Source organism: Streptomyces sp. NPDC102279 (assembly GCF_044766365.1).
Classification (GTDB): domain Bacteria; phylum Actinomycetota; class Actinomycetes; order Streptomycetales; family Streptomycetaceae; genus Streptomyces.
This window is the reverse complement of record NZ_JBIWLU010000014.1, coordinates 164006-184886: the sequence shown is the minus strand read 5'-3', so window position 1 is coordinate 184886 and position 20881 is coordinate 164006. Positions and strand designations below refer to the sequence as shown.

At 72.6% G+C, this 20881-nt stretch carries 16 protein-coding genes and 1 pseudogene; 9 read left to right on the top strand and 8 right to left on the bottom strand.

The genetic code is table 11. From position 1 onward, the window contains the following. Nucleotides 1–186: 186 nt before the first annotated feature. Nucleotides 187–432 (top strand): hypothetical protein, encoded by a 246-nt coding sequence (locus ACIRQH_RS32720; RefSeq protein WP_358820854.1) that lies wholly within the window; start codon nucleotides 187–189, stop codon nucleotides 430–432. Between the two features lie 370 nt (nucleotides 433–802). Here the strand turns inward: ACIRQH_RS32720 and ACIRQH_RS32715 are convergent, their stop codons facing one another. After that, a complete protein-coding gene (locus tag ACIRQH_RS32715; RefSeq protein WP_388871324.1) occupies nucleotides 803–1714 on the bottom strand; it encodes an alpha/beta fold hydrolase in 912 nt (303 codons plus the stop codon). Nucleotides 1715–1811: 97 nt separating this feature from the next. Beyond that, nucleotides 1812–3596, bottom strand: a complete 1785-nt coding sequence (gene gcl, locus ACIRQH_RS32710) for a glyoxylate carboligase (RefSeq protein WP_388871327.1) — start codon at nucleotides 3594–3596, stop codon at nucleotides 1812–1814. Nucleotides 3597–3802: 206 nt separating this feature from the next. Here gcl and ACIRQH_RS32705 point away from each other — a divergent pair, with 206 nt between their 5' ends. After that, nucleotides 3803–4804 carry a hypothetical protein gene (locus ACIRQH_RS32705; protein ID WP_404228331.1) on the top strand — a complete coding sequence of 334 codons (1002 nt, stop codon included), beginning with the start codon at nucleotides 3803–3805 and terminating at the stop codon, nucleotides 4802–4804. A 51-nt stretch (nucleotides 4805–4855) separates the two neighbouring features. Here the strand turns inward: ACIRQH_RS32705 and ACIRQH_RS32700 are convergent, their stop codons facing one another. After that, nucleotides 4856–6463 (bottom strand): AMP-binding protein, encoded by a 1608-nt coding sequence (locus ACIRQH_RS32700; protein WP_358820857.1) that lies wholly within the window; start codon nucleotides 6461–6463, stop codon nucleotides 4856–4858. Continuing rightward, complete coding sequence (locus ACIRQH_RS32695; protein WP_404228327.1) at nucleotides 6460–8139, bottom strand: AMP-binding protein; 1680 nt, start codon at nucleotides 8137–8139, stop codon at nucleotides 6460–6462. Before ACIRQH_RS32695 ends, ACIRQH_RS32700 begins: the two co-directional genes overlap by 4 nt. Nucleotides 8140–8240: 101 nt before the next feature. On the opposite strand from ACIRQH_RS32695, the gene ACIRQH_RS32690 reads away from it, so the two are divergent. The 3 genes from ACIRQH_RS32690 to ACIRQH_RS32680 all read left to right on the top strand — a co-directional run bounded on the left by ACIRQH_RS32690 (nucleotide 8241) and on the right by ACIRQH_RS32680 (nucleotide 13315). Beyond that, nucleotides 8241–9104 carry a helix-turn-helix transcriptional regulator gene (locus ACIRQH_RS32690; protein ID WP_358820859.1) on the top strand — a complete coding sequence of 288 codons (864 nt, stop codon included), beginning with the start codon at nucleotides 8241–8243 and terminating at the stop codon, nucleotides 9102–9104. Between the two features lie 255 nt (nucleotides 9105–9359). Then, on the top strand, nucleotides 9360–12212 hold the full coding sequence (locus tag ACIRQH_RS32685; protein WP_388871337.1) for an AAA family ATPase: 2853 nt from the start codon (nucleotides 9360–9362) through the stop codon (nucleotides 12210–12212). A gap of 311 nt (nucleotides 12213–12523) precedes the next feature. Continuing rightward, complete coding sequence (locus tag ACIRQH_RS32680; RefSeq protein WP_358820861.1) at nucleotides 12524–13315, top strand: serine protease; 792 nt, start codon at nucleotides 12524–12526, stop codon at nucleotides 13313–13315. A 175-nt stretch (nucleotides 13316–13490) separates the two neighbouring features. Here ACIRQH_RS32680 and ACIRQH_RS32675 read toward each other — a convergent pair whose 3' ends face one another. Then, entirely contained in the window at nucleotides 13491–14597 is a 1107-nt protein-coding gene (locus ACIRQH_RS32675) for a winged helix DNA-binding domain-containing protein (protein ID WP_388871340.1), read from the bottom strand. Nucleotides 14598–14743: 146 nt separating this feature from the next. Here ACIRQH_RS32675 and ACIRQH_RS32670 point away from each other — a divergent pair, with 146 nt between their 5' ends. The 3 genes and pseudogenes from ACIRQH_RS32670 to ACIRQH_RS32660 all read left to right on the top strand — a co-directional run. After that, complete coding sequence (locus ACIRQH_RS32670) at nucleotides 14744–15997, top strand: magnesium and cobalt transport protein CorA (protein ID WP_388871343.1); 1254 nt, start codon at nucleotides 14744–14746, stop codon at nucleotides 15995–15997. Nucleotides 15998–16231: 234 nt separating this feature from the next. Further along, on the top strand, nucleotides 16232–16873 hold the full coding sequence (locus tag ACIRQH_RS32665; protein WP_358820864.1) for a precorrin-8X methylmutase: 642 nt from the start codon (nucleotides 16232–16234) through the stop codon (nucleotides 16871–16873). Further along, nucleotides 16870–17018: pseudogene (locus ACIRQH_RS32660) on the top strand (SAM-dependent methyltransferase); the annotation flags it as partial. The gene ACIRQH_RS32665 and the pseudogene ACIRQH_RS32660, both read left to right, overlap by 4 nt. A 13-nt stretch (nucleotides 17019–17031) precedes the next feature. Here ACIRQH_RS32660 and ACIRQH_RS32655 read toward each other — a convergent pair. The 3 genes from ACIRQH_RS32655 to ACIRQH_RS32645 all read right to left on the bottom strand — a co-directional run bounded on the left by ACIRQH_RS32655 (nucleotide 17032) and on the right by ACIRQH_RS32645 (nucleotide 20013). Next, nucleotides 17032–17811, bottom strand: a complete 780-nt coding sequence (locus ACIRQH_RS32655) for a cobalt-precorrin-6A reductase (protein ID WP_388871346.1) — start codon at nucleotides 17809–17811, stop codon at nucleotides 17032–17034. Between the two features lie 340 nt (nucleotides 17812–18151). After that, the gene (locus ACIRQH_RS32650; protein WP_404228321.1) at nucleotides 18152–19111 is read right to left on the bottom strand and encodes a helix-turn-helix domain-containing protein; all 960 of its coding nucleotides are present in this window, start codon (nucleotides 19109–19111) and stop codon (nucleotides 18152–18154) included. Next, nucleotides 19108–20013, bottom strand: coding sequence for a peptidoglycan-binding protein (locus ACIRQH_RS32645; protein WP_404228317.1), 906 nt, complete (start codon nucleotides 20011–20013; stop codon nucleotides 19108–19110). Before ACIRQH_RS32645 ends, ACIRQH_RS32650 begins: the two co-directional genes overlap by 4 nt. 316 nt (nucleotides 20014–20329) lie before the next feature. Here ACIRQH_RS32645 and ACIRQH_RS32640 point away from each other — a divergent pair, with 316 nt between their 5' ends. Then, nucleotides 20330–20791, top strand: coding sequence for a peptidoglycan-binding protein (locus ACIRQH_RS32640; protein ID WP_358820868.1), 462 nt, complete (start codon nucleotides 20330–20332; stop codon nucleotides 20789–20791). Nucleotides 20792–20881 lie beyond the last annotated feature (90 nt).

Below are 20881 nucleotides of genomic sequence, written 5' to 3'. Positions count from 1 at the left end.
GCACCGCCCGGGCGCGGGGGACCCCACCCCCCACACCCCGCCCGGGCGGGGGGCCGGGTACGGACGGTCCCGTACCCGGCGCCCGGCCGTGTGCGTCGGGGGCCGCGCGGACACGGTCCGCGCCGGGGACCTCCGGGTGCGGAATGCGGCCGCGCGCAGCAGCCTGGGACCATGGAGGCTGACGGCATGGAATTTCCCCGGACCGTGGTGCACCCGCCCGGCCTGGACGGATCGCGGCGGGTCACCGCGGGCGACCGGTTGCTCGGCATCGCGTACCACCTGGACGACGTGGTCGAGATCCTGCGCCAGGCGGACGTCGACCTCGACGCGATCGAGGTCGAGAAGACCGACATCATCCAGTGGCTGGGCGGCGGCCCCGACGACTGGCCCGGGCTCTCCGAGTACCCGGAGGACGGTGTCCCCGGACAGTGAGTCCCGACGCCCGCGGGAGCGCCCGGCGCGACAGGCGGGCCGTACCGGAAACACCCGGGCCTCGAAACGGGCGGCAAACGGACCCCGGACGTACACCAGCGGGCGTAGCGGGCCTACGGAACCCTCAAATCAAGCTCTGAACACCGCCCCGGGGGCTTCAACTCCCGCCGAATGAGGCACATTCTCGGCACACGGGGCCCGCCGGCACGGGGGCGGCGGGTCCCGCACGGGGGTACGGGGGTACGGGGGTACGGGGGTACGGGGGTACGGGGGTACGGGGAAGCACCATGAACGACAGCGCGGCGGCGGGGCCCGGGGCCTTCGACCGTCGCGCTGTCGTGCCGCGTCCCGCCGCTCCCCGGCCGCGGCCTCACCTGCTGCGGGGGCGGCTGGGGCTTCTGACGCGGCTCGGGACGACGGCTGCCGGATCGTCCAGGAACGGCAGGACGTGCCGCAGGAAGAGCCCCGGGCGTTCGTTGTACGGTTCGTGGCCGGTCGGCAGCAGCACGCTCGACGCGCGTGCGGGGAGCGCGCGTCGGGCACGGCGGCCGTCGAGGAACGCGGGGACGACCGGGTCGCGGCGCCCCCACAGCAGCAGGATCGGCAGGTCGAGGCCGGCCGGGTCGGCCAGCCCGAAGTCCGGGTCGGCGAGGCCGCGCCAGATGGCGCAGTGCACGGCCAGTCTGCGCTCCTCGTAGGGGAGTTGACGGGTGCGGGTGTACGTCTCCCGCGCGCTGGGCGTACCGAGGCGGCCGAGGTAGGCGCGGGCCAGCGGGACGACCAGCCGGCGGGCGCGGACGGGACGGCCCATCACCTCGCGGCAGAACCAGCGGGTGAGCGCGGTGTGCCGGGTGAAGCCCGCGGGGTCCACCAGGACGAGCGCGGTGACCGCCGCGGCGTGTGGACGCTGGGCGAGACGACAGGCGACGTAGCCGCCGACGCTGTTGCCGAGGACGGCGATCCGGCGTACTCCGTGTCGCTCCGCCAGTACGTCGAGCACCCGTTCCGCGACGGTCACCAGCCCCTCGGGAGTGACCCGTTCGGGGTCGCGCGCGGTCGAGCCGCCGTAGCCGGGCCAGTCGACGACATAGGTGCGGTGCCGGTCGGCGAGGGCGGGCAGCACGGCGTCGAAGTCCCGCCCGTCGCCGGGGTTGGCGTGCAGCAGGAGCAGGGCGGGTGCCTCGGACCGGCCGGGGACCCGCGCGGGCCGGGTGGGGCCGACGGGCTCCGCGAGGCAGCGTACGGCGATGTCGCCGAGGGGGGTGGAGACGGTCATCCGCATGGGCCGAGCATGCCGGAACGGTCCGCTCCTGGGAACAACGCGCGGGGGCGGCCCATCCCCCGGGATGGACCGCCCCTTTGTTCGCGGGTGTGCCGCGTCAGACCTTGAGGGTCCGGATCGAGGTGGGTGTGTGACCCGGCTCGGTCGCGACCTCCTCGAACTCCACGACGGCGCTGATGTCGTTGGTCTTGCTCATGGCGATGTTGGTGACGCGCTCCAGGATCGCCTCGACGACGACGGGGACCTGGAACTCGGCCGCGAGCTTCTTGGCCTGCTCGAAGGCGGCGCCCAGCTCGCTCGGGTCGGTGACCCGGATCGCCTTGCAGCCGAGGCCCTCGACGACCTTGACGTGGTCGACGCCGTAGACGCCCAGTTCGGGGGAGTTGATGTTCTCAAACTCCAGGTTGACCTGGAAGTTGATGTCCAGGCCGATCTGCGCCTGCCGGATCAGGCCCAGGTAGGCGTTGTTCACGAGGACATGGACGTAGGGGATCCGGTGCTGGGCGCCGACGGCCAGTTCCTCGATCATGAACTGGAAGTCGTAGTCGCCGGAGAGGGCGACGACCTGCGCGTCCGGGTCTGCCTTGGCGACACCGAGGGCGGCCGGGATCGTCCAGCCGAGCGGGCCCGCCTGGCCGCAGTTGATCCAGTGGCGCGGCCGGTAGACGTGCAGCATCTGGGCGCCGGCGATCTGCGAGAGGCCGATGGTGGAGACGTACCGGGTCTCCGGTCCGAAGGCCTTGTTCATCTCCTCGTAGACGCGCTGCGGCTTGATCGGGATGTCGTCGAAGTGCGTACGGCGCTGGAGCGTGGCCCGCTTCTCCTGCGCGGAGGCGGCCCAGACGGAGCGGTCGGGCAGCTTGCCGGCCGCCTTCAACTCCCTTGCCACCTCGACGAAGAGTTCCAGGGCGGCCTTGGCGTCGGAGGCGATGCCGAACTCCGGGGCGAAGATCTTGCCGATCTGGGTGGGCTCGATGTCGACGTGCACGAAGGTGCGGCCGGCGGTGTAGACGTCCAGTTTGCCGGTGTGTCGGTTGGCCCAGCGGTTGCCGATGCCGAGGACGAAGTCGGACTCCAGGAACGTCGCGTTGCCGTAGCGGTGCGAGGTCTGCAGGCCCACCATGCCGGCGTTCAGCTCGTGGTCGTCGGGCAGGATGCCCCAGCCCATGAGCGTCGGGACGACCGGGGTGCCGGTCAACTCGGCGAACTCGACGAGGAGTTCGGTGGCGTCGGCGTTGATGACACCGCCGCCGGCCACGATCAGGGGACGCTCGGACGCGTTCAGCAGCCCGATCGCCTTCTCGATCTGGGCGCGGGTCGCGGCCGGCTTGTAGGCCTGGAGCGGCTCGTAGGTGTCGGGGTCGAACTCGATCTCGGTGAGCTGGACGTCGATGGGCAGGTCGATGAGGACCGGCCCGGGACGCCCGGAGCGCATGAGGTGGAACGCCTGCTGGAAGACGCCGGGGACCTGCGCGGCCTCCAGCACCGTGACGGCCATCTTCGTGACGGGTTTGGCGATCGACGCGATGTCGACGGCCTGGAAGTCCTCCTTGTGGATCACCGCGGTCGGCGCCTGGCCGGTGATGCACAGGATCGGGATCGAGTCGCCGGTCGCGGAGTACAGGCCGGTGATCATGTCGGTGCCCGCCGGACCCGAGGTCCCGATGCAGACACCGATGTTGCCGGGGTGCGTACGGGTGTAGCCCTCGGCCATGTGGGAGGCGCCCTCGACGTGCCGGGCGAGGGTGTGGCTGATGCCGCCGGACGCCTTGAGCGCGGCGTAGAAGGGGTTGATCGCCGCACCCGGGACGCCGAACGCGTTGCTGACGCCCTCGCGCTTGAGGATCTCGACTGCCGCGCGGGCAGCGGTCATACGAGCCATGGAGTTCTCCTGCTTCGGATGTCGGATTCTCCCGCCCCCGTCGCGCCCCGCGGAGAGCTTTAGATTCCGTATTGCGGAAACTAACTTCTACTATCTGGAAGCAATGTAGGCGGAGGAGGAGAGAGCGTCAAGGGTGGGGCGCCCGGCCGGCCCCATCGCGGGGCGTCGGGCCGTTTCGCTGCCGAAGGCCGCCCGGCTGGAGGACGATGGGCACGCTGACCCGACGTGACGTCCTGGAGTGGGCCATGGCCGAGAGCGTGCCGGTGCGGTGTCCGGCCTGCCGCCGCGAGCACCGCTACGCGGCGCAGTCCTATCCCTGCGTGTGCGGGGTGCCCGTGGCGCCCTCGCTCGACGCCCTCGTGGAACCGACCGTCGTGACCGTGCGCGCGTGGGACGACGAGTGGGCCACCGTGCGCTGCGGGGCGTGCGCCCGCGAGACACAGTGGCCACACCCGGAACTGGGCTGCGACTGCGGGACGATGCTGCGGATCCCCGTCCGGGCGGCCGGAGCACTCCCTCCCGCCCGGGACACGGGACGCGCCGGGCACGACGGACATGCCGACGGCAGCGCGGAAGAACGTACGGGACACGACCTCCGGGGCGGCCTGCCGGTCGAGGGCGACAGCCGCCGGCCTCCGGGCCCGGGGCACCCCTCGGGGGCCGAGTGCCTCCCGGCCCCCGACCGAGCGGGCGACGGCACGCCGCCCGGCACGGGCGAGGACCGGCCCCGGGACGACGGCAGCGGCACATCGGCGGGTGTCGGTCCGGACGAGGACCGGGACCGTGCCGCCGCGGCCGTCGGGACGCGGCACGCCGGTGCCGGAGGGCGGGCCCCGTTCCGGCCGGTGACCGTCCGGACCGCCCGGGACGCGGTCACCGCCGCCGCGCTGTATCTGCGCTGGCTGGGCTATCCCGACGTCCGGCGCGCCGACCAGCGGCCGCCCTCGGGAATCGGGCTCGCCGCGCGCGGCATCCTGGCGCAGGTCGACCCCACCGTGCGCCCCGCCTCGCTGCGGGACGTGGAGTGCCTGTGGCTGACGGCGATGACGGAGTCGGCGGCCTGCGTGTACTTCTCCCTCGCGGGCTACGCCGAGGACGCCCTCGCGCGGGCCGACGCGCTCGGCGTACCGCTGTTCGTCCTGGACCTCACGGGCACCCCGCAGCCGGTGAACAGCCCGGCCGACGACCTCATCGCCGTCGCGGGCTGACCACCGGCGGGCCGCGCACGGACACCGGCACGCGTACCGGCACCCGGGCTCCTACCCGGCGTACGTCTCGCGCAGTTCGATCTTCCGCACCTTGCCCGACACCGTCATCGGGAACGACTCCAGGACCCGCAGCCGGCTGGGGATCTTGTAGTGCGCGAGCCGGCCCTCGCAGAAGGACCGCAGCTCCTCCAGCGTGAGCGGGTCCGCCGGGTCGCGCGGGATGACACAGGCGAGCACCTCCTCGCCGTAGCGCTCGTGCGGGACGCCGACCACCTGGACGTCGGCGATCTTCGGGTGGGCGTACAGGAACTCCTCGATCTCGCGCGGGTAGATGTTCTCGCCGCCGCGGATGATCATGTCCTTGATGCGGCCCACGATCTCGACGTAGCCGTCCTCGCGCATCGTCGCGAGGTCCCCGGTGTGCATCCAGCGCCCGCTGTCGACGGCCTCGGCGGTCCGCTCCGGCTCCTCCCAGTAGCCGAGCATGACGCTGTAGCCGCGGGTGCACAGCTCTCCGGCGCCGCCGCGCGGCAGGGTCACGCCGTCCACCGGGTCGACGACCTTGACCTCCAGGTGCGGCAGGACCCGTCCGACGGTGCCCGTGCGGTGCTCCAGGTCGTCGTCCCGGCGCGTCTGCAGGGATACCGGCGAGGTCTCGGTCATGCCGTAACAGATGGACACCTCCGCCATGTGCATCTCGGCGACCACCCGCTTCATCACCTCGACCGGGCACGGCGAGCCCGCCATGATCCCGGTGCGCAGGGTGGACAGGTCGTACGTGGCGAAGCCGGGGAGGTTCAGCTCCGCGATGAACATGGTGGGGACGCCGTAGAGCGAGGTGCACCGCTCCCGCTGTACGGCCTCCAGGGTCGCCGCCGGGTCGAACGACGGGGCCGGGATGACCAGGCACGCGCCGTGCGAGGTGGCGGCCAGGTTCCCCATCACCATGCCGAAGCAGTGGTAGAACGGCACCGGGACGCAGATCCGGTCCTGCTCGGTGTACGCGATCAACTCCCCCACGAAGTAACCGTTGTTGAGGATGTTGTGGTGGGAGAGCGTGGCGCCCTTGGGGAAGCCCGTGGTGCCCGAGGTGTACTGGATGTTGATGGGGTCGTCGCAGGACAACTCGGCCTCCCGGAGACGTAGTTCCTCCGCCAGGTCCGGTGTTCCGCGTCCGAGCAGCGCGTCCCAGCCCGGGTCGCCGATGTGGACGGTCTCCCGCAACTGCGGGCACCTGTCCCGCACTTCCTCGACCATCACCCGGTAGTCGCTGCCCTTGTGGCTGAGGGAGGCGAACAGCAGGGAGATCCCGGCCTGTCGCAGGACGTACTCGACCTCGTGGGTTCGGTACGCCGGGTTGATGTTCACCATGACCGCGCCGATGCGGGCGGTCGCGTACTGGACGAGCACCCACTCGGGGCAGTTGACGGCCCAGATGCCCACGCGGTCACCCTTGGCGATGCCGCCGGCGAGCAGCGCGTACGCCAGCTCGTCGACGGCGGCGCCGAACTGCGCGTACGTCCAGCGGCGTCCGGACGGCACGTCGACGAGCGCCTCGCGGTCCGGCCAGGCCGCGACCGCGCGGTCGAGGTTGGCACCGATCGTGTCGCCGAGCAGGGGTGTGCCGCTCGTCCCGTGCGTGTACGACGGTTCGCTCACCGGAAGTCCTCCTCGCGGTACTCGGCGTCCGAACCGGCGGCCGTGGCCTCGCGCAGCTCGATCCGGCGGATCTTGCCGGAGACGGTCTTGGGCAGCTCGCCGAACTCCAGGCGACGGATGCGCTTGTAGGGCGCGAGCACCGAACGGGCGTGTTCGAAGAGCACCTTGGCGGTGTCGGGTCCCGGCTCGTACCCGGCGGCGAGGACCACGTACGCCTTCGGGACGGCGAGGCGCAGCGGGTCGGGGGCCGGGACCACGGCGGCCTCGGCGACCGCCTCGTGCTCCAGGAGCGCGCTCTCCAGCTCGAACGGCGAGATCTTGTAGTCGGAGGCCTTGAACACGTCATCGGCGCGGCCGACGTAGGTGATGTAGCCGTCGGTGTCGCGGAAGCCGATGTCGCCGGTGCGGTAGTAGCCGCCCGCCATCGACTCGGCGGTTCGGTCCGGTTCGCCGTGGTAGCCGGTCATCACGCCCACCGGGTGCTCGGACAGGTCGAGGGAGATCTCGCCCTCGACGGCGCCGGGCGCTCCGGACACCGGGTCGAGGAGTTCGACGCGAAAGCCGGGGCTGGGCCGGCCCATCGAGCCGGTCTTGAGCCGCTGGCCGGGACTGTTGGACACCTGGACGGCGGTCTCGGTCTGTCCGAAGCCGTCCCGGATGGTGACGTCCCAGGAGCGCCGGACCTGCTCGATGACCTCGGGGTTCAGCGGCTCACCGGCGGCGACGGCCTCGCGCGGCGGGGTGCGCAGCTGGGTCAGGTCGGCCTGGATGAGCATCCGCCACACGGTGGGCGGGGCGCAGAAGGTGGTGACCTCGGCGCGGTCCATCTCCGCCATCAGGCGGCCCGCGTCGAAGCGGGTGTAGTTGTGCAGGAAGACGGTCGCCTCCGCGTTCCACGGAGCGAAGAGGTTCGACCAGGCGTGCTTGGCCCAGCCGGGCGACGAGATGTTCAGGTGCACGTCGCCGGGCCTGAGGCCGATCCAGTACATGGTGGACAGGTGGCCGATCGGGTACGAGACGTGGGTGTGCTCCACCAGCTTGGGCCGGGCGGTGGTGCCCGAGGTGAAGTAGAGCATCAGCGGGTCGTCCGCGTGGGTGGGCCCGTCGGGCTCGAAGGCCGCGTCGGCGGCGGCAGCGTCCTCGTACGACTGCCAGCCGGGGCGTGCGCCGCCGACGGTGACACGGGTGTAGCGGCCGGGCAAGGCGTCGAACTTCGCGGCGTCCTCGGTCCGTACGATCACGTGCCGCACCCGCCCGCGCTCGACCCGGTCGAGCAGGTCGGCGGGGCCGAGGAGCGGGGTGGCGGGGATGACGACGGCCCGCAGCTTCATCGCGGCGAGGGCGGTCTCCCACAGCTCGACCTGGTTGCCGAGCATGACGAGGATGCGGTCCTCGGCCCGCACGCCCCGCTCGCGCAGCCAGTTGGCGACCCGGTCGGAGCGCTCCGCCATCTCGGCGAAGGAGACCTGGACGCGGTCGCCGTTCTCCTCGACGATGTGCAGGGCGGTGCGGTCGTTGTCCCGCGCGATGACGTCGAACCAGTCGAGGGCCCAGTTGAACCGTTCCGGGCGGGGCCAGCGGAAGCCCTCGTAGGCCGTCGTGTAGTCCGCGCGGTGCTTCAGCAGGAAGTCCCGCGCGGCGCGGAACTCCTCCGTCGCACCCGTGGTCGCCGTCATGTTTCCTCCTCGTTGCAGGACCGCCGCCTACCATCGTGTATTCCGTGATGCAGGTCTCACCACCCCCGAACGGGGGTGCGCCGCGACGAAGGGGCGAGCAGGTGGCAGCAGACACAGCCGAGGCGGTGGAGGTGCGGGGCGCGCTGGTGCGGCTGCGCCGCGCGACGGGGCTGCCCGTCGCCTTCGGCGGCCTCGTCGACCCGGGCGGCCGGCTGATCCGCATCAGCGAACTCAGCGGCACGTCGACGGCGGCGCTGAGCGCCCTCGGGGTCTCCTCGGGCAACGGCCTGGGCGGCAAGGCGGTGGCCCTCGCCCGGCCCTGCGCGGTGACCGACTACTCGGCGTCCCGGCAGATCAGCCACGAGTACGACCTGGCGGTGGCGACGGAGGGCCTCTGTTCCGTCCTGGCGGTTCCGGTGGTCGTACGACGACGGGTGCGCGGTGTGCTCTACGGGGCCCTGCGCTCGCCGCAGCCCCTGGGTGACCGCACGCTCGGGGCGGCCGTGGCGGCGGCCCGGGACGTGGAGCAGGCGCTGGTCGTCCGGGACGAGGCGCGCGCGCTGCTCGGCGTCGTGCGCGCGCCCGGCCCGGCGACGGACGGGTCCCGCGGCCCGGGCGGCGCGGCGTGGGAGGAGGTGCGGGAGGCACACGGGGCGCTGCGGGCGCTGGCCCCGCGGATCGCCGACCCGCGACTGCGGGCCGAACTGCTCTCCGTGTGCGGCCGGTTGGCCGACGCCGCGGCACCGGCCGAGGAGGCCGCCCCGCGCGACGCGGGTCTCGCACCGCGCGAGCTGGACGTCCTCGCGTGTGTGGCGGCGGGCGCGACGAACGCGATCGCGGCCGCCCGGCTGGGAGTGCGTCCGGAGACGGTGAAGGGCTATCTGCGCTCCGCGATGCGCAAGCTCGGCGCCCACACCCGCCTGGAGGCGGTCGTCGCCGCGCGCCGGGCCGGGCTGCTGCCGTGACAGGACCGCGATTCCGTGACGGTGGCGCGCGTCCCGCCGTTGCGGGACGCTTCGTTCCGCGGGCGGTGACGCTCCCCGGTACGGGCGACGCTCCCCCGGTACGGCGGAACCGCCCTCTTGGGACCCGCCATTCAATCTGCCGTGCTCTGAAATGAGCTATGCGGAGCCGCTGTTATTTCCCTCACCACCCCGACTGTCCGAAATTCAAAGAGACATTGCCTAACATTGGCCCGGACACGACACGTGAGGGGAGCGGTGACCGTGCGAGGGGACTTCCAGGAACCTGCGAGATCGCGCCCCGACCTGGTCATCGGCCGGGAGGAACTCTTCACGGGCGCCCGCGAGCAGCTCTCCGGCGGGGGCAGTGTGCTCGTGCACGGCCCCGCGGGAATAGGAAAATCGACCGTCCTGCGGGCGCTGGCCGCCGAATGCGCCGAATCGGCCCGGACCGTGTTGCGCTGCTCGTCCACCGAGTCCGAATCCCATCTCCCCTTCCTCGCCCTGGCCGATCTCCTCGGTCTGGTCGTCGACGAGATCGCCGACCGGCTGCCCCCGCCGCAGCGCACCGCCCTGGAGTCGGCTCTCACCGGCCGCGGTGAGTCCACCCTCCAGCGCGACGGGCTCGCGCTGCGCCTCGCCGTCCTCTCCGCGTTCCGCGCGCTGGCCGCGCGCGGTCCGGTACTGATCGTCGCCGACGACCTCCAGTGGCTCGACCCCGCCAGCGCCGAACTCCTCGGCTTCGCCGCCCGCCGACTCGGCGGCATGCCCGTCCGCATGCTCTGCGCCGTCCGCACCGAGACCGAACCGCAGGCCCAGGAGCACGACCGCTATCTACGCGCGTCCCCGCCGGAGACCCTCGCCGTCCGGGTCACCCCGCTGTCCCGGACCCACGTGACCGAACTCCTCGGCCGGCGCGGCTACACGGGCCTGTCCCGCTCCACGGTGCGCGACATCCACCGCACCAGTGGCGGCAACCCGCTCTTCGCGCTCGAACTCGGCCGCGCCCTCGCCGAGTCCCCCACGCCGCCGAGCCCCGGCGAGCCGCTCCCCGTGCCGACCTCCCTGCGCGCGCTCGTCCTCAGCCGCCTGGAGATGCTCTCCCCCGAGGCCCGCCGCACCCTCCTCGTCGCGAGCGCCGGAGCCCGCCCGACCCTGGCCCTGCTGCACGCGGCGGGCCGGGTGAACGCCGAGGCGGAGACGGCCTCGGCCGCCGAGCTCGGGCTGCTCGCCACCGAACGCGAGACACCCGGTATCCGCTTCGCGCACCCCCTCGTCTCGGCCGCGCTCTACGCGGAGGCGGGTGCCCAGGAGCGGCGTGCGGCCCATGCCGCCCTGTCCGGCGCCGCCTCCGACCCCATCGAACGGGCCCGCCACCTCGCCCTGTCCACCACCGGCACCGACCCCGCCGTCGCCGCCCGGCTCGGTGAGGCGGCGACGGCCGCCCGGGACCGTGGCGCGCCCTCGGTCGCGGTCGGGCTCGGACTGCTCGCCGCCCGGCACACTCCGGCCGGAGCCCGTCCGGGCCCGGACGAACGGCGGCTGCAGGCGGCCGAGGACGCGCTGACGGCCGGGGAGACGGACCTCGCACGGGACATCGCACGGCAGGTGCTGGCGCGGGCCACCGCCCCCGCCGACCGGGTGCGGGCCTGGATGGTCGTCGTGGACTCCGCCGGACAGGCCATGGCCGAGATCGACGCCGTCTTCCCGCAGGCCCTCGCGGACGCCGGTGACGACCCCGGCCTCGTCGCCCTCGTCCGCTACCAACTCGCCTGGCGCGCCCTGCTCATGGACGGCGAGATGGCCACGGCCCGCGAGGAGGCCGCCCACGCCGCGCGGCTCGCGGCCCGCGCCGGAGACCGGCGCACCGAACTCCTCGCGCTCGGCTTCCAGGCACAGATGGAGACCCTGATGGGGCACCCGGACGCGCCCTCGACCATCCAGCGGGCGATGCGTGAACCACAGGACCCCCGGGTGGCATGCGACCACAACGGCGCCGGTGCCGCCCGCTTCCGCTGGCTGGTCATGGGAGACCGGCTCGCCGAGGCCCGTACGACCATCACCGCGCTGCTCCGCGAGGCGCAGCGGCGCGGCATGGTCGAGAGCGAACTGCACTTCCTGCGCGGGCTCGCCGAGACGGAACTGCGTTCCGGGCACTGCGGCCGAGCCCTCGACCTGTCCCGGGAGAGCCTCAGGCTGGCCCGCGACACGGGCATCGGCGAGGCCGCGACCGCGATGCTCACCTCACTCGCGGAGGCCGCGGGCGGCGACGTCGACCGGGCCCTCGCGCTCGCCCGGGAGGCCGTGGACCGGGCCGAGGAGGACGGCGACCTGGTCTATCTCTCCCGCGCCCTCGGCGCTCTGGGACACGCCCAACTGGTCGCGGGCGACGCTTCCGCGTGCGTCCAGTCCCTGCGCCGCGTAAGGGAGTTGGAGGAGGGGCTCGGCGTCGTGGACCCCGCGCGCGGACGCTGGCACGGGGACCTCGCCGAGGCCCTGGTCCGGATCGGCGAGGTCACGGAGGCGCAGGACGTCATCGACGTGACCCGACAGCGCGCCCTGCGGCTGGAACGCGAGAGCGTGCTCGCCGTGCTCGACCGCGCCGAGGCCCTGGTCCGTGCGGCTCGCGGCGAACAGGGCTCCTCCGAACGCCAGTTGGCCTCCGCGCAGGACCGCCTCGCCAAGCTCGGCCACGGTCTGGAGGAGGCCCGCGCCGCGTACGCCCTGGCCGGGCTGCGCGCCCTCCCCCACCCCCTCGGCTCCGCCCGGGCAGGGGGGACCGCGGCGCCGGGGCCCGCCTCCTACGACGAGGCGGCCCGCCTCTTCCGCCGGTGCCGCGCGCTGCCCTGGCTCCGGCAGGTCGAGACGGCCGCCGCCGCGCACCGCCCGGCCGCGCCGCCGCTCGCCCCGGCAGCCCTCGACACCCTCGCCACGACCGAGCGGCAGGTCGCCGCCCTCGTCATGGAGGGCGCCACCAACCGCGAGATCGCGGCGCGCCTGTTCATCAGCGTGAAGACCGTGGAGGCCACGCTCACCCGGGTCTACCGGAAACTGGGGATACGGTCGCGGGTCGACATCGTCCGGTTGGCGGCGGAACGCAGGGCCGACTGAGCGGATTTCCGGTCCGCCGTCATACGTGACACCGGGGCCCCGGATGCGCCCTTCGGGTGAACCGGCCGACGCCTGACGGGCGGTCGGGGCCGGGAGCGACCGGGCCGGGCGCGTGTCAAACCCCGCCCGGTCCGGCCAAGGGTTTTCCCTCCGCCGACCCCACTAGGGGGTTCCCTCCTTGGGGAAGAGTGACCGCACGCCCTAGCGTGTGGCCGTGCCGCTCGCTCGGGCACACGGCGTCCCCGCCATGGGCGCCGTGACTCACCCCCCACACCCGCGCGTCCCCCCACCGGCAACTTCCAAGGAGACCCATGTCCGGGCTCGACCGTGCCAAGAAGACCGCCGCCGTCTGCGTGGCGACCGCTGCCGCCGCCGCGACCGTGCTGCTCGGCGCCCCCTCCGCCGTGGCCGAACCCCAGCCCATCGTGGGCGGTACGACCACCACGACGACCGCCTATCCGTTCATGATGCAGATCACCGACGCCTCGCAGAACCAGTTCTGCGGCGGCACCCTGGTCGCCGCCAACAAGGTGGTGACCGCGGCGCACTGCATGGTCGGCGAGTCCACCGGCAGCATCCGCGTCGTGGGCGGGAGAACGTACCTCAACGGCACGAACGGCACCGTCAGCAAGGTCAGCAAGATCTGGATCAACCCCGACTACACCGACGCGACCAACGGCGACGACGTGGCCGTCCTGACCCTGTCGACGTCGATGTCGTACACCACGGCCAAGTACGTCTCCTCCTCGGACACCGGCGTGTACGCGACCGGCGCCTCGGCCCGCATCGTCGGCTGGGGCACCACCTCGGAGAACGGCGGTTCCTCCAACCAGCTGCGCACCGCCACCGTGCCGATCGTCTCCAGTTCCAGCTGCGCGAGCTCCTACGGCTCCGACTACGTGGCCTCCGACATGGTCTGCGCCGGATACACCTCGGGAGGCGTCGACACCTGCCAGGGCGACAGCGGCGGCCCGCTGCTCATCGGCGGTGTGCTGGCCGGCATCACCTCCTGGGGCGAGGGCTGCGCGGAGGCCGGCTACCCGGGTGTCTACACCCGTCTGACGACGTTCTCCAGCCTGGTGACCGCGCAAGTCAATTCGTAGTCCCCCAACACTTCCTGAGCATCCCTCAGGTAGCAGCAGGGGGGCGTTGCGGGCCTCCACGAGCGGCCCGCAACGCTCCCCATCCACCTCACGGCCCCCCAACACGTGCCGGCGGACAGCTTCCCCGCAGCGCCCCCTGTCCGCCGGCCCCTCACGTTCCGCGGTGCGGCGCCGGTCAGGGCCGGGCGACCGTCCCGAACCGCACGTCGTGCCCCTCCTCCGGGTGCATCACCGCGAGCATCCGCTCCCCCTCCGCGACGACCTCCGCCCGCTGCCCCTTGGTCAGCCTGCCGAAGGGTTCGACGACGAGGGCACTCTCCTCCAGCCGCCACAGACCGGCGAGGAAGCCGTCGACGAGCAGGGTGCAGTAGGCCTGGTTGCCCTGCCAGGCGCGCCCCTTCAGGTCGGCGGGCACGACCCGGGAGCGGTCGGCGTGGGAGAGCAGCAGATTGTCGAACTCGGGCAGGAAGCGCGGCGGGACGGGGGCCTCGGCGTCCGGACGCGAGGCGTCGGGAAGGTCGAAGAGTTCCACGCCGTTCTCGTCACGGAAGACCAGCAGCTCGGGCCGGAGCCTCTCGAAGGCCTCACGGAGCCGGGTCAGACCGGCCCACGTCTGCATGTCCTTGACCGAGGCGGGCCCGAAGGCGGCGAGGTAGCGCAGGACGGTCGCGTCGGGTGCCGGGGCGGGTTCCGCGGGACGGCCCAGCCAGTGCTCGGCGGTGGTGAGGGCGACCTGGCCGCTGCGCCCCCACAGGCCGCGCGGGGTGACCTGCACGAGCGGCAGGGTGCAGCGGGCGGCGACGGAGAGGGCGAACGGGTCGGCGTCCGGCCACTCGGTGAGCAGTGCCTCGCGCAGTTCCTTCATCGTGCGCGGCCCGGCCTCCACCAGTTCACGGCTGATCGCGGCGAGCCGGTCCAGGTCGACGCCCGTGAGCCCCTTGCGGAACTGGCCCAGCTCCCGGTCGCGGGCGGCCTGCACCAGGGGGCGCAGCGTGAGGGCGTCCTCGGCGGTGTGCGTGTGGATGGTGGAGCGCATGGTGACGATCCGGACGACCTCGCGCGCCTCCATCGCGCCTGCCAGCTCCTCGGGCCGGAAGCCCTGCAGCCGGGCGGCGAGCGCGTAGTACGGCGGCTTCACGTTCTGCGCCTGGAGGCCGAGGAGGTGCCCGACGGCGGCGGTCGCGGACAGCGGGGATCGGCGCAGCAGGAGCTGGCGGTCGAGGGTCGCCCGGTTGAGGGCGCGGGTGCCGAGCACGGGGGCCGTCGCGGTCGTCTTCGTCATGCTCCGCACGGTAGCGCCGCTCGCGGACACCTTCTGTCCGCAACTCTGCCGCGATCTCACCGCCGCCGGATGCTCCCAGGCCGTTTGCCCCGTATATCCTGCTGAGTGATCACACAGACGTACGGTCGACCCTGGAGGCAGCCGCGATGTCGGAGCGACGCGCCCGCTCAGCCTCGAAGAATCCGCGCCGTCAGCGGGACGGGAAGGACCCGGGCGACACCGCGGGGAGCGCCGGGGAGTCGAGGACGTCCGGGAGCCCCAAGGGCGCGAAGGAGACACGCAAGTCCGTCTGGCGCCGCGCCCTCGCCGCACCCTCGCCGGCGCCCACGCGGCCTGCGGCACCGGACGCCGAGCAGCCGGCTCTCGAGCCGTCCGAGGTCGCCAGCGTCGTGCAGGCCGCGCTGTACCGCGACGGTGTGCGGGTCGCGACCCCGGAGTCCCTCGCCGACACCTTCCGTGAGCTGCGCGAGCAGCCGGACGGCATGGCGTGGATCGGCCTGGCCCGTCCGACGGAGGCTGAACTCCTGTCGCTGGCGGCGGAGTTCGACCTGCATCCATTGGCGGTCGAGGACGCGATGGAGGCGCACCAGCGGCCGAAGCTGGAGCGCTACGGCGAGACGCTCTTCGTCGTCCTGAGCGCCGCCCGCTATCTCGACGCGGTCGAGGAGGTCGACTTCGGCGAGCTGCACGTTTTCGTGGGGCCGGACTTCGTGATCACCGTCCGGCACGGCGCGGCGCCGGACCTCTCCGCGGTGCGCCGCCGTATGGAGGGCAGCCCCGAACTGCTGCGCCTCGGACCGGAGGCCGTCCTGTACGCGATCCTCGACTCGGTGGTCGACGGCTATGTGCCGGTCGTCGCCGGAGTCCAGAACGACATCGACGAGATCGAGACCGAGGTGTTCCGCGGCGACCCGGCGGTGTCCCGCCGTATCTACGAACTCTCCCGCGAGATGGTCGAGTTCCAGCGCGCCACCCGCCCGCTCGTCGGCATGCTGCACGGCTTGATGGCCGGCTTCGCCAAGTACGGCACGGACGACGAACTCCAGCGCTACCTCCGCGACGTCGCCGACCACGTCACGCACACCAGCGAACGCGTCGACGGCTTCCGCCAGGCCCTCACGGACATCCTGACGGTCAACGCGACGCTGGTGACCCAGCAGCAGAACGCGGAGATGCGGGCGTTGGCGGAGGCGGGCTTCGAACAGAACGAGGAGATCAAGAAGATCTCGTCCTGGGCGGCCATCCTGTTCGCCCCGACCCTGGTCGGAACCATCTATGGCATGAACTTCGACCACATGCCGGAGTTGCACTGGGTGCTGGGATACCCCTTCGCGATCGTCCTGATGGCGGTCGTGTGCACCAGTCTGTACGTCATCTTCAAGCGGCGGGACTGGCTCTGAGCAGTCGTCCGGCCAGGTGCCGCCGCGAGGGTGTGGCGCCCGGGTCCCAGGCGTCGACGGGACCAGCGTCGCGTCCGTCCGGACGTCCGCCGCTCGACGACGGGACCGAAGGCACCCCCGTGAAGACGGCTGTGGCGTCGCCGTCGTACGCGGCGGGCAGCCCCGCACCACCGCACACCACCCCTCAGAGTTCGCCGCCGGCGCGGCGGCGGCACGTACCACGAACGTCAACGGATGAGTGAGAGCACAGTGTTCGACTACGAGAAGGACGGCGCGGCCATCTACCGCCAGTCCTTTGCCACCATCCGCGCGGAGGCGGACCTCTCGGCCCTGCCCGCCGATGTCAGCCAGGTCGCGGTCCGGATGATCCATGCCTGCGGGATGGTCGACCTCGTCGAGGACCTGGGTCATACGCCCGGGGTGGTGGCACGGGCCCGCGAGGCCCTGCGCGCCGGCGCGCCCATCCTCTGCGATGTCTCCATGGTGGCCAGCGGCGTGACCCGCAAGCGACTGCCCGCTGCCAACGACGTGCTCTGCACGCTCTCCGACCCGTCCGTCCCGGCGCTCGCCGCTCGGTTGGGCACGACCCGCAGTGCCGCCGCCATGGAGCTGTGGCGCGACCATCTCGACGGTGCCGTGGTCGCCATCGGCAACGCGCCCACCGCGCTCTTCCGGCTTCTGGAGATGATCGAGGAGGGAGCGCCTCGTCCGGCCGCCGTCATCGGTGTCCCCGTCGGCTTCGTCGGTGCGGCCGAGTCGAAGGACGCCCTGGCCGCGCATCCGTCCGGCCTGGAGCATCTCGTCGTACGCGGCCGTCGCGGCGGGAGTGCCATCGCCGCCGCCGCGCTCAATGCGATCGCGAGTGAGGAAGAGTGAGCGGCAGACTGTACTGCGTCGGGCTCGGCCCGGCGACCCGCCGCGGACGACCGTCCGGGCGGTCGAGGTCATCGCCGAGGCGGACGTGATCGCCTATCACGGCGTCCACCACGGCCGGCCCGCCGCCCACTCGGTCGCGGCGAAGCCCGCGCTGCCTTTCAGCCGGCGTCCCGGACAGTGCGCATGCCCCACTCATCCCTGAGCCATCGGAGCGCCTGTTCCGGCCCTGACACGACCTGCACGCCATCGGGTACCGGCGGCCTGCGCACCACGACCACGGGCAGCCCCGCTTCACGGGCGGCGGACAGTTTCGGCGCGGTGGCCGCTCCCCCGCTGTCCTTCGTCACGACGACGTCGATCCGGTGGCGGCGCAGCAGCTCGCGCTCCCCGTCGAGCGTGAACGGACCCCGGTCGAGCAGCACTTCCATGCGGGGTGGATGCGGAGAAGCGGGCGGGTCCACGGACCGTACGAGGAACCACAGGTCGTCCAGGGCCGCGAATGCCGCGAGCCCCATGCGCCCGGTGGTCAGGAACATCCGACGGCCGAGCGTGGGCAGCAGTTCCGCCGCGTCTTCCAGCGAGCCGGCCTCGTGCCAGGCGTCTCCCTCGACCGCAACCCAGCCTGGGCGCCGCAGGGCCAGCAGGGGAACACGGGCGGTGCCGGCGGCCTTCGCCGCGTTGGAACTGATCGTCCCGGCGAAAGGATGTGTGGCGTCGATGAGCGCGTCCACCTCGTGCTCGCGCAGCCACGCCGCCAGCCCCTCGGCCCCGCCGAAGCCGCCCACGCGCACCGCGCCGGGCGGCAGCCGGGGCGCGGCCACCCGTCCGGCCAAGGAGTTCGTCACGCGCAGCCCGAGCAGGCTGTCGGCCGCGTCGGGCGCCAGGAGTTCGGCGAGACGGCGGGCCTCGGTGGTTCCGCCCAGGATCAGCACGTGCACGAGAGTTCGGTTCCCTTCCTGAATGGGCCCACGGGCGGTCGCGGTGCTCGACGCGTTCTGCTTCCCGCCCTGGAACGAGGACGCGAAGGAGGTGGTGGAGTTCGTGGAGCGGCTCCCGGACAACGTACGTCGCCCCGGCTTCACCGCGTCCCTCGCCTCCACGGGTTCGGAGTTCGTCGGCCTCGCGACGGCCTGGACCACCCCTCCCCCTTCCCCCTTCCCCGCCAACCGCTGCTGTTCCCAAGCCGCCGCCGGCCCGGGCCCCGACCGCAGTGGGCGTGCGGAGCCCGCGAGATCGACGAGCCGGCTGTGCGTACCGACGCCCGGGGCACCGGTCTCGTCACTGCGTCACCCGGCTGTCGAAGCACTCCTTCCTGTCGTTCGCCGCCGGCAGGAAGCAGGCCCTGACGACCGTGCCGGGGAGCGTCGCCGTCATCGGCGTGTAGACGAAGGAATCGGTGTCGACGTCGTCCTTGATCTTGGCGCGCCGGACCGGGCTTCCCGCGCCGTCCGCGCTCATCTCGATCCGGTCGCCGACGCGGGCGCCCCAGGTCCGCGCCCAGCTCGCCCCGCACCATCGGTTGTACCGCACCTCCATCCAGGCGCCGGTGGACATGCGACGCCGGGCAAGGGTCTCGGGCTGCGCGCCACACCTCGTGACCATGGGGCTCAGACCCTCGCAGGCGGCTCCGCGGCAGTTCGGGTGGGTCGAGGACGAGGCCGCCGACGAGGGCTGCGTGGCGGAGCGCCGCGCATCGCCGTGGTCGCGGGTCACCACGAGGAGCACCACCGTCACTCCTCCGACGGCCAGGGCGCACACCGCCGCCAGGACGGCCATGAGGGTCACCGTCCGACGGCTGGACGGCGAGGAGCTCTGCCGCGTCGACAACCGGTCCGCGGGCGAGGCCACGTGAGCGGACACCGGCGTGGGCGACGGGACCGAAGGCCGTGGCGCCGTCTCCGGTTTCGGCGCCGTCTGCGGTTTCAGTGACGTCTGCGGTTTCGATGTCGTCTCCGACGGTCGTGCCGTCGCCGCCCGCGGTGCCTCCTTGGCCCGGCCGCTCCATCCGGACTCCGTGATCTCCCAGAGCGCGAGCACCCGTCCCTCCGGTTCACCGGCCAGCTGGCACAGTTCCCGTACCGCCTGTCGCGGCGGCAGTGTCCTGCCGTTGAGATAGCGCTCCCAGGACGACCTGCTGTACGCGGTCTTCGCCGCGAGGCCGGACAGGCTCAGGCCGGTGCGCTCTCGCAACGCCCGTAATTCGGCCGCCAGTCGGGCATGTTCGGGCGACGGTGTCATCCCCGGAGGGCCTTCCAGGTGTTCGGCCCGGCGATGCCGTCCACGTCGAGGTGCGCCTGCTTCTGGAGGCGCTCGACCGCGCCCATCGTGAGCGGGCCGAACATCCCGTCGATGCCGCCCGGGGAGATCCCCGCCCTGCGGAGCAGGCACTGCACCTCTGCCACCTGCGGTCCGGAGTCCCCGTACGCCACCGTGGCGTCGGTGGCTCGGCTGTTGCCCGCGTACCAGCGCCCGTCGATCCGCTCCAGGCGACAGCGGTACGCGGCCTTCGTGGCGGCCGGTGACGCCGCGGCGGTGGACGCGGCATGCCCGGCGGGCGCCGGTGCGCCGCCCTTCTCGTCACCCACGAACCGTACGGCCACGAATACCGCCGCCGACGCGGCGAGCACCAGGGCCACGCAGCCCGCGACGAGGACGATGCTCAGCGACCGCCGGGATATTCGGGGTCCTTCGGCGGCGCGCGTCGGCATCGTCCCCGGCTCCGGCGCGACTGCCTCCGGTCCTGCCGGGACCGGAGGGGCCGCGTCCGACGGGGCCGGCTCCATCACCGCCGGTTCCGTCACGCCCTGTTCCTGCGTGCTCTGTTCCCGCGTGGCCTGTTCCCGCGTGGCCTGTTCCTGCGTGCCCGACGGCTTGTCCCGCCACGCCTCGACGGCGACTTCGTGCAGCGCGAGCAGCCGGACGGCGTCGTCACCGCAGATCCGGGCCATGGCCTCCACCGCGTCACGTGGCGGCACCGACCGGCCGCTCAGATACCGCTCCCACGACTTCGCGCTGTACCCCGTCCGGGCCGCCAGCTGCCGCATGGTCAGCCCGTTGTGATCCTTCAGCCGACGTAAGCGCACCAGTAACTGCCGGACGCGCGGGTCGAGTTCCGCAGGCAGCGCTTTCCAACGCGACATGTTCCCCCACCAGGCGTTCATGATCAGTGGCCGTGGTCAGTGCCCCCTGTGCCGTCGCATTGTGCATCAGCGGACACCCTGTCGCACGGCAACGTGGTTGCTGCACCCAAGTGTCATCGCGCCACCGCCGCCGCCACCGTCCCACCGAGCCCTCTCCCGGGAACGCGTCCCCGCAGGTCAGCGCAGGGGACGTCCCGTCGGGACCTCACTTGCGGCGCAACGCTGGTGCCCCTCGCCCCCCACGCCGCACGCTCGTCTCGCCACCTGCACCACAGCCGTGGCAGGTGCGCCCGACGACCCGAGAGGGAAACGACGTATGCGATCGAAAGTCTTGGCCAGGACCCTGGTGGGTACCGCCGCAGTGATCGGACTCGCCGCCGGCGGCCTGGCGACCGCCGGACCCGGCTTCGCCGCACCCGCACAGGCCCCGCGGACCCAGTCCGTCTCCATTCTCGCGACGAACAACCTGGGTCTGAGCACCACGCAGGCCAAGTACGTCCAGTGCTTCATGCGCGACGCCCCGGCGAGCTACACGGGCAGCATCGACGGTCAGCTGGGCACCAACAGCTGGAAGGCGATGCAGCGCCACCTCCGGGCGTACTGGAGCTACACCGACAGCATCGACGGCGACCCCGGCCCGAACACCATCAAGGCGCTGCAGCGCATGCTCAAGTTCGGCTGGGGCTACAACGACGCCATCGACGGCGACCCGGGCGCGGACACCAAGGCCGCTTTCAAGCGGTTCGCCAACGACTTCGCGTCCCTCTACCCGTGCTGAACGGTCCGGCCGCCGTGTGAACCCACCCCGCGGCCCGCTTTCCCTCTCCGGGAAGGCGGGCCGCGGTACGGCGGTCGGGCACCGGCCCCG

Excerpts from the sequence above, each read along its gene's own strand:
- ACIRQH_RS32720 (WP_358820854.1), top strand. The coding sequence starts at position 187 with ATGGAATTTCCCCGGACCGTGGTGCACCCGCCCGGCCTGGACGGATCG.
- ACIRQH_RS32715 (WP_388871324.1), bottom strand. The coding sequence starts at position 1,714 with ATGCGGATGACCGTCTCCACCCCCCTCGGCGACATCGCCGTACGCTGC.
- gcl (WP_388871327.1), bottom strand. The coding sequence starts at position 3,596 with ATGGCTCGTATGACCGCTGCCCGCGCGGCAGTCGAGATCCTCAAGCGC.
- ACIRQH_RS32705 (WP_404228331.1), top strand. The coding sequence starts at position 3,803 with ATGGGCACGCTGACCCGACGTGACGTCCTGGAGTGGGCCATGGCCGAG.
- ACIRQH_RS32695 (WP_404228327.1), bottom strand. The coding sequence starts at position 8,139 with ATGACGGCGACCACGGGTGCGACGGAGGAGTTCCGCGCCGCGCGGGAC.
- ACIRQH_RS32680 (WP_358820861.1), top strand. The coding sequence starts at position 12,524 with ATGTCCGGGCTCGACCGTGCCAAGAAGACCGCCGCCGTCTGCGTGGCG.
- ACIRQH_RS32675 (WP_388871340.1), bottom strand. The coding sequence starts at position 14,597 with ATGACGAAGACGACCGCGACGGCCCCCGTGCTCGGCACCCGCGCCCTC.
- ACIRQH_RS32670 (WP_388871343.1), top strand. The coding sequence starts at position 14,744 with ATGTCGGAGCGACGCGCCCGCTCAGCCTCGAAGAATCCGCGCCGTCAG.
- ACIRQH_RS32665 (WP_358820864.1), top strand. The coding sequence starts at position 16,232 with ATGAGTGAGAGCACAGTGTTCGACTACGAGAAGGACGGCGCGGCCATC.
- ACIRQH_RS32650 (WP_404228321.1), bottom strand. The coding sequence starts at position 19,111 with ATGACACCGTCGCCCGAACATGCCCGACTGGCGGCCGAATTACGGGCG.
- ACIRQH_RS32645 (WP_404228317.1), bottom strand. The coding sequence starts at position 20,013 with ATGTCGCGTTGGAAAGCGCTGCCTGCGGAACTCGACCCGCGCGTCCGG.
- ACIRQH_RS32640 (WP_358820868.1), top strand. The coding sequence starts at position 20,330 with ATGCGATCGAAAGTCTTGGCCAGGACCCTGGTGGGTACCGCCGCAGTG.